This window comes from Oceanobacillus caeni, from assembly GCF_042678465.1.
In the GTDB taxonomy this organism is placed as follows: Bacteria; Bacillota; Bacilli; order Bacillales; family Amphibacillaceae; genus Oceanobacillus; species Oceanobacillus caeni.
This window is the reverse complement of the sequence record NZ_JBHTKV010000046.1, coordinates 1-12,823: the sequence shown is the minus strand read 5'-3', so window position 1 is coordinate 12,823 and position 12,823 is coordinate 1. Positions and strand designations below refer to the sequence as shown.

Below are 12,823 nucleotides of genomic sequence, written 5' to 3'. Positions count from 1 at the left end.
GCGCCTTGAGACGCTGGTCGGTAGTATAGGCTTATAGCCGTTGTGCAAACCACCCGTTGGACGGGTGGTCATGATTTTAATATTGTTGCTTTCTACAGAATTCTAGCTTTGGATAGATTATCGTGTTATTATTTGTAGAGATGAAAGTAAAGGAGTTAAGCTGATGAATCGACATACAGCAAGGATAAAAGCATTTCAAATCTTGTTCCAAATGGATTTAAATGAGATGGAAATAAAAGCAGCGATTGGGTCGGTCGTAGATAATAATGAAAAAGATTTATTCCTTGAATCACTTGTTCACGGAGTAACTGATCATCAACAAGAAATTGATTCCATTATTTCCGATCACTTAGAAAAATGGACGTTAAACCGTATTGCATCTGTTGAGCGAAGTATTTTGCGTATAGCGACTTTTGAAATTAAATTTCTTGATGATATCCCAAATAGTGTTTCTATAAATGAAGCAATTGAATTGGCAAATAAGTTTGGTGATGAAAAATCGGGGAAATTTGTGAATGCTGTATTATCCAAAATTATATCTTAAAAAGGGGAAGCATACACCATGGCAGCAGAAATTATTAACGGTAAAGATTTAGCGCAAGAACTTAGAATGAGTTTGAAAGATGAAGTTACAGAATTGAAACAAAAAGGGATTAATCCGCATTTAACGGTAGTATTAGTTGGAGATAATCCTGCATCTAGATCTTATGTGAAAGGAAAAGAAAAAGCAGCAGCGGAAGTTGGGATTTCTTCCTCAGTTATTGAATTACCAGCAACTACTTCAGAAGAAGAGTTATTGGATCAAATACATAAATTAAATGAAGACAGTGTGGTAAATGGAATTTTAGTACAATTGCCTCTACCTAAACATATTAGTGAACAAAAAGTGATTGATACGATAAATCCTAATAAAGATGTCGACGGATTCCATCCAATTAATGTTGGAAAGATGATGCTTGGTGAGGATACTTTTCTACCGTGTACTCCGTATGGAATTATTACGATGTTAAAATCAAGAAATATCAATATAGAAGGTAAACATGCAGTAATCATCGGAAGAAGTAATATTGTAGGTAAGCCTGTAGGACAATTACTGTTAAACGAAAATGCAACTGTTACATATTGTCACTCACGCACAGCAAATTTAAGGGAATTAACATCTAAAGCGGATATTTTAATCGTAGCAATTGGAAGACCAAACGCCATTACAGCTGATGATATCAAAGAAGGCGCAGTTGTTATTGATGTAGGAATTAACCGTTTAGAAACAGGTAAACTAACTGGCGATGTGGATTTTAACAGTGCTGTAGAAAAAGCCTCTTACATTACACCTGTTCCTAAGGGAGTAGGACCCATGACTATTGCGATGCTGTTAAAAAATACAGTTAAAGCGGCTAAAGGATTGGAAAATCGTTGATTGACAAATATTTAACAGTTACTGCTGTAACAAAGTATATTAAGCGAAAAATGGATACAGATCCTCATCTAAAGCAAATTTTAATAAAAGGTGAAATTTCTAATTTTAAACAACACTCCCGTGGGCATATGTATATGACGATAAAGGATAGCCAAACAAAAATACAGGCAGTAATGTTTGCCGGAAATAATCGTTTTTTAAAATTTAAACCAGAAAATGGAATGAATGTATTAATAAAAGGCGAAATAAGCGTATATGAAGCTTATGGACAATATCAGCTATATATAAATCAAATGGAGCCGGATGGAATTGGATCATTATATTTAGCGTTCGAACAATTAAAGGAGAAACTTCAAAAGAAGGGATATTTTGATCCTTCCATTAAGAAAAATATTCCTCTTTACCCAGAACACATCGGGGTGATTACCTCTCCAACTGGTGCTGCAATCAGGGATATTATTACAACGTTAAGAAGAAGATATCCCATAGTAAAAATAACGGTTATACCTGTATTAGTACAAGGTCCAAATTCTCCTTACTCTATCAAACTTGCTATTGAAAAAGCTAATGAAATTGGTGGCTTTGATACGTTAATAGTTGGTAGAGGTGGAGGTTCTATTGAGGAATTGTGGAGTTTTAATGAGGAGATAGTTGCAGAGGCTATCTATCGTTCTAAGATTCCAATTATCTCTGCTGTGGGACACGAGACCGATGTCACAATAAGTGATTTTGTTGCTGATTTAAGGGCTCCTACCCCCACTGGTGCTGCAGAAATTGCTGTACAATCAGTGGCAGATTTAAAAGAAAAGCTTTTGATGTTAAAGCAGGCTCTGAATAGAGAATTGTCTAAAGAAATCTTAAATCATAAAAATCATTTAAATCGATTAATTAAGTCATATGCCTTTCGTTATCCGGAACAATTAATCAAACAAAAAGATCAGGATTTAGATGCGTTAATGGAAAGACTACAAAGGGCAATGATTAGAAAACAGGAAAATAAAAAACAAGAACTTCATCATGTAATCAGACGACTGGAAGTTCAACATCCTAAAAAACAGATAGAGCAAACGAAGAAAAAATTATTAGAATATGTAAGGCTTCAAAATGATTATATGGTAAGGAATTTTGAAAATAAAACAAATAAATGGACCAATACAGTTGAAAAATTGACATTATTAAACCCTTTACAAATTATGAAAAGGGGTTTTGCCTTGCCTTATACAGAAAATGGAGCATTAATAAAGACGATTAAACAAGTACAAAAAGATAAAAAAATCCAAGTTCGATTAAGTGATGGAAGGATTAATTGTCAGGTACTCCAATTAGAGGAGGATATAAATGAGTAAAGAAGAACTTACTTTTGAAGAAGCGATGAGTAAATTAGAACAAATTGTACAAAAGCTAGAAGAGGGTGATGTTCCTTTAGAAAAAGCAATCACCTATTATCAGGAAGGAATGAACCTTTCTAAAATTTGTAATGATAAATTAAATAATGTCCAGGAGAAAATGACACAAATTATGAATGAACAAGGGGAATTCGAACTGTTTGAAGTACAGGAGGAAGAATAAGCGTGTCAGAAAAAATAAATGACTATATTAATCGATACAGAAAGATAGTAGATAAAAAATTGGTTCATCATATAGAAAACCTTTCAATCCCCGAACAGCTAAAACAATCTATGTTATATTCGGTGGAAGCAGGCGGAAAAAGATTAAGACCGATTTTATTAATAGCTAGTTTTGAATCTTTTGCTGATGATTTTAATTATGCGATAAGTTCATGTATTGCATTAGAAATGATACATACTTATTCACTCATACACGATGATTTACCAGCAATGGATGATGATGACTATCGTAGAGGAAAACCTACGAACCATAAGGTATTTGATGAGGCTACAGCAATTTTAGCTGGAGATGCCTTGTTAACCTATAGTTTTGAATTAATTGCCGGGGATTCTTTATTAAATGATAATCAGAAAGTAGAAATAATTAAAATGCTTTCAGCTACAAGTGGCCCAAAAGGAATGGTTGCGGGACAATTCTTAGATATGGAAGCGGAGACGCGTCAAGTAACTGTGGAAGAATTGGAAAATATTCATGCATTAAAAACTGGAAAGTTATTGGAGTTTGCGATGTATGCTGGCGCATTTCTTGGTGGTGCGTCACAAACTCAATTACAACATTTAAAACATTTTGCTTATTATTTGGGATTAATTTTTCAAGTTCAAGATGACATACTAGATGTAACCGGTGATCAAGAAAAACTTGGCAAGCCTGTGGGTAGTGATGAAGGTAATGATAAAAGTACTTATCCAAAATTACTTGGTTTGGATGGTGCAATGGATAAAAAGAATGAGTATGTTGAAAAAGCATACCAGGAACTAGAAAAAGCAGAAGCTAAAAGTTCAGTATTAAAAGAGTTAACTGATTACTTTAGCAATCGTGATCACTAAGATAATCAATATAGAAAAAAAGATACTTTCCTGTTATAATATAAAATATAATTGGGATGGTGCAGTATTCTAGTCAGTCCTCCTGTTCTGAAGGCGGGCCTAAAAATTCGCCAAAGGGCACATCGATGAAGTTCCTTGTGTCGGCTTGAGGCGCCCAGCCTTGGGTCGGTGCTGGGAGTTAAGGATTTTGGGCGATCCACAAAGGCATGTGGGCGTTGACCCGATTTCCGCGGAGGCCCATCTCTGTTGTGATAACTAAGCCTAGTTATGATGATGGAATGGGGTATGAACCTGCAATACACGGTTATAAATACCTAATGTGCAGCGTAGCCTGTCTTGAGTGGTACTGAGGGGATTAGGTTAATCCGTATTAAAGCTAGGTGGCCACTAGGTTTAATACGAATGTCTATGAAATCAGTACTGCAAAAGAGACTAGGGATAGGTCAAAGACTGTTAGAGGAAATCTCCTAGACTGTTCGAATGACTTTTAGAAGGGATTATAGTGCGGACTAAGTGGTAATCCAGTCTAGTTTTTGGTGACAAGGCTAAGGTGGATTTAAAGGGGAACCGCCTTTTCACGGTGACGTGAGGTATCTGCTTGGGAAAACCTACTGGACCTAAGCCGTAGTCTTAACCTTTTAAGAGACCATTCCAGCTACATATATTTTAATTAGGGGAAAGAAATGAAATCACAAATAAAACGTTCAATTAAATTTAGTTTGACTATTGCCGTTATCACTTTTGTGTTAGCGGCAATTTTTTCCGTTGTATCTTCGTCTATTCTCAGCGAAGTTGCATGGTTCACTGGTATATTTATCGTTTTGATCATTATTCTTATTGGTGTCATTTTTGATATGTTTGGTATAGCTGCAACAGCCGCTGATGAACGACCGTTTCATGCAATGGCTGCAGAGAAGGTGCCTGGTTCTAAAGAAGCTGTTTATTTAGTAAGAAATGCAGATCGATTTGCAAGCTTTTGTAACGATGTGATTGGTGATATTTCGGGAATTGTTAGTGGTACTGCGTCTGCAATTGTAGTGTTACAAATCGCTTCCTTACTGAATCAAACAGACGGTTCACCTAGCCAATTAGCTTTGTCAACTTTATTAACTAGCTTAGTTGCTGCCGTAACCGTTGGAGGAAAAGCTCTGGGAAAAACAGTGGCAATAAACGGTTCAACACAAATTATATTTATAGTTGGAAAAATTATATTTTTTATTGAAGATAAATTAAAAATAAAAGTATTGCCAAAAAATAAAAGATAAAAGGGTGTACGAATGGGTAAAAAAAGACTCGACGAATTATTAGTGGAAAAGCAATTAGTGGAAAGCACGGATAAGGCTAAACGTATCATTATGGCTGGTTTAGTTTTTTCTGGTCCAAACTGTCTCGATAAACCCGGTATGCTGATGAAAGAAGATGTTCCCTTATTTATTAAAGAAAAACAAATTCCATATGTTAGTCGTGGTGGATTAAAATTAGAAAAGGCTTTAACTTATTTCCAAATTTCAGCTGAAGGAAAGATTTTAATTGATATTGGATCTTCAACTGGTGGTTTTACGGATTGTGCTTTACAAAACGGCGCATTGTTAAGTTATGCAATAGATGTTGGATATAACCAATTAGACTGGAAAATAAGAAATGATAAACGTGTGGTTGTAATGGAGAGGACAAATTTTCGTTACGTTACGTCAGAAATGCTAGATAAAGGAAAGCCTAACTTAGCATCCATTGATGTGTCATTTATTTCACTTAGACAAATACTTCCAGTACTTAAAGGGTTATTAGAAGAAAATAGTAATGTCGTTGCCTTAATTAAACCTCAATTTGAGGCAAAAAGAGAGCAGGTTGGCGCAAAAGGAATTGTTCGTGATAAATCCGTTCATTATGAGGTGATCAAGAACATTACGAATTTTGCCCAAAATGAAGGCTATGAATTAATGAATGTAACTTTTTCTCCAATTACAGGTGGAGAAGGGAATATCGAATTTCTCGCTCACCTAGGTTGGAAGAAAAATAATTCTCAGATATCCCTTCTTAATATTAAAGAAATTGTAGAAGAAGCCCATATAGCACTATATAAAAAGTAATGGTATTTTCATGAAATAAGGAGAAGTAGTTAATGAGTAAAATTCAACGTCATTTAAAAATTCGAGAATTAATAACAGAGAATGAAATTGAGACACAAGACGATTTAGTTGATCGGTTAAAAGCTCTAGATTTTAATGTGACTCAGGCTACAGTTTCTAGAGATATCAAGGAATTGCAACTCGTGAAAGTCCCAACAAGTAACGGGAGATACGCCTACAGCCTCCCCGCGGATCAAAGGTATAACCCGCTTGAAAAATTAAAAAGAATGATTATTGATGTTTTCGTTAAAATTGATTCTGCAAGTCATTTTATTGTATTAAAAACATTGCCAGGAAACGCCCACTCCATTGGTGTTTTAGTTGATAATTTGGATTGGGGAGAAATAATGGGTACCATTTGTGGAGACGATACATGTTTAATTATTTGTAGAACAGAAGCAGAGTCTGAGGAAATTAAAAATCGATTAATTAATATGCTCTAAAGCATTATGGGGTGATTTTGTTTTGTTAACAGAGTTATCAATACGTGACTTTGCAATTATAGAAGAAATTTCTATTACCTTTACGGAAGGTTTAACTGTATTAACCGGAGAGACGGGAGCAGGAAAATCCATTATTATTGACGCAATACAGTTATTAGCTGGTGGCCGAGGTTCTGTTGAATTTGTTAGGCACGGTTCAAAAAAAAGTGAAATAGAAGGGTTATTTATTATTGATAATCATACCCATCCGATTTATGACGTTGCGAAACAATTTGGTGTTGATATACAAGATGGGCAAATTGTTTTAGAAAGAACAATTACAGCTTCTGGTAAAAGTATTTGCCGTGTAAATAGTAAGTTAGTGACCCTTGCGATTTTAAAAGAATTTGGTCAAAAGTTAATTGATATACACAGTCAACACGAGACCCAGGTGTTAATGAACGCCGATAATCATTTGGATTTTCTTGATATGTATGAACCAAATTTGATTAAGAAAGCAAAGGAAGAATACACGATACTGTTTGAACGGCTAACAACTTTGAAAAATAGATATAAACAATTAAATGAAAATGAACAAGAAATGGCTCATCGTCTCGATCTTTTGGAATTTCAAAAAAATGAAATCGAACAAGCGAATTTAGCGCCGAATGAGGATCATGAATTAGAAGAGGAACGCAATAGCCTAGTTAATTTTGAGAAAATTTATTCGTCATTAACGAACGCTTATAATGCTTTGTACGGTGAGGGAAGGGCGCTAGACTGGTTAAACAAAGCACTTGTTTCCATGGAAGAAAATCTTAAAGTCGATCCTTTTATTCAAGAAAATTCCGAGAAGCTTGCTAATCATTATTATACCTTGGAAGATTTTGCTTATGAATTAAGAAATAGATTAGATTCTTTACAATTCAATCCAGAAAGATTAAATGAAATTGAATCAAGGTTAAATGAAATAAACCGACTAAAAAAGAAATACGGTGGAAGTGTAAATGAAGTCATAGAGTATCTTGCAAAGGTTGAGGAAGAGATTGAGGAATTAACAAATAAAGATACACATCTTACTTCTTTATTAATGCAAATTGAAGAACTGGAAAAGGATGCCTTATTGGAGGCGAAGCAATTACATGATATTCGTAAAAAATTAGCCGATCAATTAACAAAAGCGGTAGAAAGTGAATTTAAAGATTTATATTTAGAGAAGGCTTCTTTTTCCATTGCTTTTAGTTTAGATGAAGATCATAATCAAAATCCAAAGTTACATAAAAATGGCTTTGATAAAATACAGTTTTTAATCTCAACTAACCCTGGAGAACCTTTAAAGGTGTTGAACAAAGTGGCTTCTGGTGGCGAATTATCCCGAATTATGTTAGTCCTTAAAAAATTATTTGCAAAGCATCAAGGGGTGACTAGTGTTATTTTTGATGAAGTTGATACAGGAGTTAGTGGCAGAGTTGCACAAGCGATGGCTGAGAAAATTCATCAAATATCACATGACTCTCAAGTTCTTTGCATTACACATTTACCACAAGTTGCAGCAATGGCTGATACACATAAGTTCATTAAGAAAGAAGAAAAATACAATCGAACGGTTTCGACAGTGAAAGAACTAACCATGGATGAACAAATTAAAGAATTAAGCAGAATGATAACCGGAACAAAGCTTACGGATACAGCGAAAGAGCATGCAAAGGAATTATTGGACTTAGCATCCAATTTTAAACAAACAATTAGTTGAATATTTATCCAATAAAAGTCAGAAACTAAATCATCTGGCTTTTTTATTTTATTAATTTTATCCCACCTAAACGGGCAGTAAGAATCCTACCACAAGCTTTTGGGGAACAAAGAAAGCAGGTGGAAGATCAACCGCCCGGAAAAGTCCGATAAGTGCGACTAACCATCAGTGGGGGAGAAGGAAAACCCCCATTGATGGAAGTTTTCTTTATTACCTCATCATAATTAAATCCTAAATATGAATAAATAACCAAGGAAATTTATACTAAAACCTTAAATGAAAGACTTATACTCCTTTTTATACATTTTTTTAAGGTAAAGATAGACATCTTTTCTTAAGTTTCTCCAGTTTAAAACCGGCGTCATAGGGTCAAATTAAATATACAGATATAAATTGAAAAGAAGTAATGGTCTGGGTGGTTAGAGTTAAGGAGAGTGAACCAAATGAAAATACCTAAATTAAATACAGTTAGGCAATTGATAGGTGTTATACTCCTTTTGGTTTTTGTTACATTTCCTTTCATAACCCCTATAAACAAATATTTTTCAATTCCTAGTGAAGTAGTAACTTTAAATAATGAAAATCCAATTGAATTACCGCAGGTTGGAGAAAACGTAACGGTATCCGCAAATAGTGATCATGTTGAAGCAATTGATAATTCCATGTTCTATGCTGGTGATTCCGGATCAAGTGAATTAGTTTATGAAGTGAATGGCTTCCCGATTAAAAAAGTGAACCTTTCGGTATTAGAGGATATACAAGTCATACCTGGAGGTCAATCGATAGGTGTACAATTACAAACACGTGGAGTTTTAGTAGTTGGACATCATCTCGTAAATACAAATGACAAAACAGTTTCACCAGGGGAAGAAGCAAAGATAAACGTTGGTGATGTTATTGTTAAAATTAATGATAATCCAATTAAAGAAATGAATGAAATTAAAGATTATGTAGTCGAAGCAGGGGAAAAGAATAAAGATTTAAATATTACAGTAAAAAGGGGTAAGGAATTTATTGAAACGAAACTAGAGCCAATTCTTGATGATAAAGAAAATGAATATAAGATTGGATTGTATATAAGGGATTCAGCCGCTGGTATTGGAACAATGACTTTTTTTGAGCCGCAATCTAAGAAATACGGTGCTTTAGGCCATATTATTTCAGATATGGATACAAAAAAACCGGTAGAAATTAATGATGGAACCATAGTTCGATCGTCAGTTACATCCATCGAAAAAGGAAATAACGGAATTCCCGGAGAAAAACAAGCAAAATTTTCATCTAACCAAAATGTCATTGGGAACATTACTAAAAATAGTCCTTTTGGTATTTTTGGTAAATTAAATGAAGATATAAAAAATGGTAAATACGATAAACCAATGCCAATAGCTTTATCACATGAAGTAAAAGAAGGACCAGCTAAGATTTTAACGGTAGTGGATGGAGAAAAGGTAGAAGAGTATGATATTGAAATTATTAGCAGTGTACCTCAAAAATACCCTGCTACAAAAGGCATGGTTATCCAAATAACAGATGAAAAACTGTTAGAAAAAACAGGCGGAATTGTTCAAGGGATGAGTGGTAGTCCAATTATTCAAGATGGAAAAGTTATCGGTGCAGTTACCCATGTTTTTGTAAATGATCCAACTAGTGGTTACGGTGTCCATATAGAATGGATGTTGCAAGATGCGGGTATAGATATATACGATAATAAAAAAGAGGCTAGTTAAAGAAAAGTGATTTGTTATGACGTCCATAACAAATCACTTTTTTGTTGAATATTTTTCGACATTTATTGTCGTAAAAAAGAGAAAAACAAAGAAATATTGAGGAAAAGTAATAAAACAGAAACTTTTTAAATAAATAAAAGGATATTTAGATCTTTTGTAGAATATCATAAAAAGGAAAAGTATTCGTACATATATAAAAGGAGGAACTTTTGTTGAAAAAAATAAAAGTGGGATTAGTAGATGATAATAGAGAATTGATACAAATGATGGAAGATTATTTTGATGAACAAGATGATATTGAAATAATTGGAACTGCACATAATGGAAAGGATTGTTTAAATCTTTTAGACGAAATTGAACCTGATGTATTAGTGTTAGATATTATTATGCCGCATATTGATGGCTTAGCGGTTTTAAATACAATAAGAGAAAGAGGATTGAAGTCTAACGTAATTATGTTAACAGCTTTTGGTCAAGAGGAAGTGATGAAAAAAGCGGTTGATTTAGGAGCATCTTATTTTATTTTAAAACCATTTGATCTCGATCACTTGGCTGATCAAATTAGACAGGTTGAGGGTAAACAAATTATACAATCAAATATTAAAACATCAATAAAGAAAGAGAAGAAACATGATTTAGAAGCAAGTATTACAAATATTATCCATGAAATAGGTGTACCTGCACACATTAAAGGATATATGTACCTTCGTGAGGCCATTACAATGGTTTATAATGATATTGAACTACTTGGTTCAATTACCAAAGTATTATATCCAGCTATTGCTAAGAAATTTAATACAACTTCTTCAAGAGTTGAAAGAGCGATTCGACATGCAATTGAGGTGGCATGGAGCAGAGGCAATATTGATTCCATTTCTAAACTATTCGGATATACCATCAATATCTCTAAAGCAAAACCGACTAATTCCGAGTTTATTGCGATGGTTGCGGATCGTTTACGTTTAGAGCATAAGGCCAGCTAATAAAATAAATAAAAAATTGGCATTCGCTTAAAAATTTGGCGAATGCCTTACAAAATAAAAAAATCACTGTGCTTGTTACCAAAAACTATTATAGGAACAACATTTTATTACTCAAAGAATGCTTGGTATAAAGAACGAATAGCTTTATCCATGTCAACTGCTTGAATACCAAACATCATGGAAACTTCTGATGAACCTTGGTTGATCATCTCAATATTAACATTTGCATTATAGAATGCAGAAGTTGCGCGATGAGCGACGCCGACTGTTTTAACTAACCCTTCACCGACAATCATTACTACTGCGATACCTCTTTGAAGACTAACTGTATCAGGATGAAGTTCATCATTAATACGCTTAATAACTAGCTCTTCTTTTTCAGGAGTTAATCGGTGTTCTCTTATGATAACGGACATATCATCAATTCCAGATGGCGCGTGCTCAAATGATATACCTTCGTCCTCTAGAATATGTAAAAGCTTACGACCAAAACCAATTTCTCTGTTCATTAGATACTTGCTTACGTAAAGGCTACAGAATCCAGTATCACTAGCAATACCCGATACACATTTATCATTTACTTCTCTTTCGGCAAGAATTAATGTGCCTTTTGCATCCGGATTATTTGTATTCTTAATACAAACAGGAATTTTAGCTTTAATAGCTGGAATCAATGCTTCATCATGGAAAACAGAAAATCCGGCATAAGACAATTCTCGCATTTCCTTATAAGTTAATTCTGTAATTTCTTTCGGGTTATCAACAATATTTGGATTGACTGTATAAACAGAATTCACATCTGTAAAGTTTTCGTATAGACTAGCCTGTACTCCAGCTGCTACAATCGATCCTGTAATATCGGATCCCCCTCTTGAGAAAGTAACGAGTTTTCCTTTATTGGTATAACCAAAAAACCCCGGTATAACGATGATACCTTCCTGTTCTCGCAATGAGTACATTTTCGGTAAGCTCTCAGGTAATATTTGTGCATTTCCAGGTTCATCACTTACGATAATACCGGCTTGTTTCGGGTTCATGTAATTTGCCGTTAATCCGATATCAGATAAATAAGCACTTATAATCTTTGCGTTATTATTTTCACCAATCGCTTTAACAGAATCCATTTTCACATCATTAGTAACATTTTCGAAGAGTGTTTGTTTAATGGATCTTTCAATTTCTTCAAGTAATGATGAGGAAAGATTTAATTCATCAATAATATCCTTAAATCGTTTTAAAACGATGGAATAGTACTCTTCATAATTTTCATTATTGATATAGGCAGTTCCCATATTGATAAGCATATCTGTCATTTTGAAATCATTACTATCGCGTTTACCTGGAGCAGAAACAACAATAAATTTTCTCTCAGGATCGCTTTTAATGATTTCGGCAACCTTTTTGATTTGAGTTGCGTTTGCTACGGAGCTACCTCCGAATTTTGCTACTTTCATACTTTATCCCCCTGATCTGGTTGATTATTCTATATAATAACACAATTTTTTTATTAATCTAATAGAAAATTAAAAAATAGATATATTTTTATTCACTTTTTTTCTCGTCGGGAATTGCACGATATTTGTTTTTTTTGTCTCGATAAATAATAAATCCTCCTATAAAAGCAAAACCTAATACAAAAAGTATAAGTCCAATAAAAAATTGAAACCCAGCGTTTAGCAAGAAAGGATAGTATTCTGCAAAAATGGAATCTCTCATTAATTTAATTCCAAAAACAGATACTAATCCGGGAGCTAAAAGCAATAATAGCGCTAAAATTCTCATATATTTTACCCCTCTATATTATTTCATATATAGTATAGCAGACATACTCAATAAAGTTGTAATCGACAGGTTAAAAAGTATGTGTCAAGTTTTTCTCGGTGTGTCTTTCACACCAATATTTCCGGCACTCTATTTTTGTACACTTTTTCGG

General features: G+C 34.0%; 13 protein-coding genes. 11 read left to right on the top strand and 2 right to left on the bottom strand.

Annotated elements, in window-relative coordinates:
• The first annotated feature begins 163 nt into the window (after positions 1–163).
• From nusB to spo0A, 11 genes are all read left to right on the top strand, one after another.
• Positions 164–544 carry a transcription antitermination factor NusB gene (gene nusB, locus ACFQ18_RS17470; protein ID WP_047183859.1) on the top strand — a complete coding sequence of 127 codons (381 nt, stop codon included), beginning with the start codon at positions 164–166 and terminating at the stop codon, positions 542–544.
• Positions 545–562: 18 nt separating this feature from the next.
• On the top strand, positions 563–1,417 hold the full coding sequence (folD, locus tag ACFQ18_RS17465; RefSeq protein WP_047183860.1) for a bifunctional methylenetetrahydrofolate dehydrogenase/methenyltetrahydrofolate cyclohydrolase FolD: 855 nt from the start codon (positions 563–565) through the stop codon (positions 1,415–1,417).
• Entirely contained in the window at positions 1,414–2,763 is a 1,350-nt protein-coding gene (xseA, locus tag ACFQ18_RS17460) for an exodeoxyribonuclease VII large subunit (protein WP_204798787.1), read from the top strand. The genes folD and xseA overlap by 4 nt, the downstream gene beginning before the upstream one ends.
• A complete protein-coding gene (locus tag ACFQ18_RS17455) occupies positions 2,756–2,986 on the top strand; it encodes an exodeoxyribonuclease VII small subunit (RefSeq protein ID WP_047183862.1) in 231 nt (76 codons plus the stop codon). Before xseA ends, ACFQ18_RS17455 begins: the two co-directional genes overlap by 8 nt.
• Positions 2,987–2,988: 2 nt before the next feature.
• Entirely contained in the window at positions 2,989–3,873 is an 885-nt protein-coding gene (locus ACFQ18_RS17450; protein ID WP_047183863.1) for a polyprenyl synthetase family protein, read from the top strand.
• Between the two features lie 683 nt (positions 3,874–4,556).
• Positions 4,557–5,138: a hypothetical protein gene (locus ACFQ18_RS17445; RefSeq protein ID WP_047183864.1), complete on the top strand. Its 582-nt coding sequence runs from the start codon at positions 4,557–4,559 to the stop codon at positions 5,136–5,138.
• A 12-nt stretch (positions 5,139–5,150) separates the two neighbouring features.
• Positions 5,151–5,963: a TlyA family RNA methyltransferase gene (locus ACFQ18_RS17440; protein ID WP_204798786.1), complete on the top strand. Its 813-nt coding sequence runs from the start codon at positions 5,151–5,153 to the stop codon at positions 5,961–5,963.
• Between the two features lie 32 nt (positions 5,964–5,995).
• Positions 5,996–6,445 carry a transcriptional regulator AhrC/ArgR gene (gene ahrC / locus ACFQ18_RS17435; protein ID WP_047183866.1) on the top strand — a complete coding sequence of 150 codons (450 nt, stop codon included), beginning with the start codon at positions 5,996–5,998 and terminating at the stop codon, positions 6,443–6,445.
• A gap of 22 nt (positions 6,446–6,467) precedes the next feature.
• On the top strand, positions 6,468–8,177 hold the full coding sequence (recN, locus tag ACFQ18_RS17430) for a DNA repair protein RecN (protein WP_204798785.1): 1,710 nt from the start codon (positions 6,468–6,470) through the stop codon (positions 8,175–8,177).
• 443 nt (positions 8,178–8,620) lie between these two features.
• Complete coding sequence (gene spoIVB / locus ACFQ18_RS17425) at positions 8,621–9,907, top strand: SpoIVB peptidase (RefSeq protein ID WP_060668129.1); 1,287 nt, start codon at positions 8,621–8,623, stop codon at positions 9,905–9,907.
• Positions 9,908–10,119: 212 nt separating this feature from the next.
• A complete protein-coding gene (spo0A, locus tag ACFQ18_RS17420) occupies positions 10,120–10,890 on the top strand; it encodes a sporulation transcription factor Spo0A (protein ID WP_047183869.1) in 771 nt (256 codons plus the stop codon).
• A gap of 107 nt (positions 10,891–10,997) precedes the next feature.
• Here the strand turns inward: spo0A and ACFQ18_RS17415 are convergent, their stop codons facing one another.
• On the bottom strand, positions 10,998–12,344 hold the full coding sequence (locus tag ACFQ18_RS17415; protein ID WP_204798784.1) for an aspartate kinase: 1,347 nt from the start codon (positions 12,342–12,344) through the stop codon (positions 10,998–11,000).
• An 88-nt stretch (positions 12,345–12,432) separates the two neighbouring features.
• A complete protein-coding gene (locus ACFQ18_RS17410) occupies positions 12,433–12,672 on the bottom strand; it encodes a DUF2627 family protein (protein WP_047183871.1) in 240 nt (79 codons plus the stop codon).
• Between the last annotated feature and the right edge of the window lie 151 nt (positions 12,673–12,823).

Coding starts and splice junctions, on each gene's coding strand:
- nusB (WP_047183859.1), top strand. CDS start 164: ATGAATCGACATACAGCAAGGATAAAAGCATTTCAAATCTTGTTCCAA.
- folD (WP_047183860.1), top strand. CDS start 563: ATGGCAGCAGAAATTATTAACGGTAAAGATTTAGCGCAAGAACTTAGA.
- ACFQ18_RS17455 (WP_047183862.1), top strand. CDS start 2,756: ATGAGTAAAGAAGAACTTACTTTTGAAGAAGCGATGAGTAAATTAGAA.
- ACFQ18_RS17445 (WP_047183864.1), top strand. CDS start 4,557: ATGAAATCACAAATAAAACGTTCAATTAAATTTAGTTTGACTATTGCC.
- ACFQ18_RS17440 (WP_204798786.1), top strand. CDS start 5,151: ATGGGTAAAAAAAGACTCGACGAATTATTAGTGGAAAAGCAATTAGTG.
- ahrC (WP_047183866.1), top strand. CDS start 5,996: ATGAGTAAAATTCAACGTCATTTAAAAATTCGAGAATTAATAACAGAG.
- spoIVB (WP_060668129.1), top strand. CDS start 8,621: ATGAAAATACCTAAATTAAATACAGTTAGGCAATTGATAGGTGTTATA.
- ACFQ18_RS17415 (WP_204798784.1), bottom strand. CDS start 12,344: ATGAAAGTAGCAAAATTCGGAGGTAGCTCCGTAGCAAACGCAACTCAA.
- ACFQ18_RS17410 (WP_047183871.1), bottom strand. CDS start 12,672: ATGAGAATTTTAGCGCTATTATTGCTTTTAGCTCCCGGATTAGTATCT.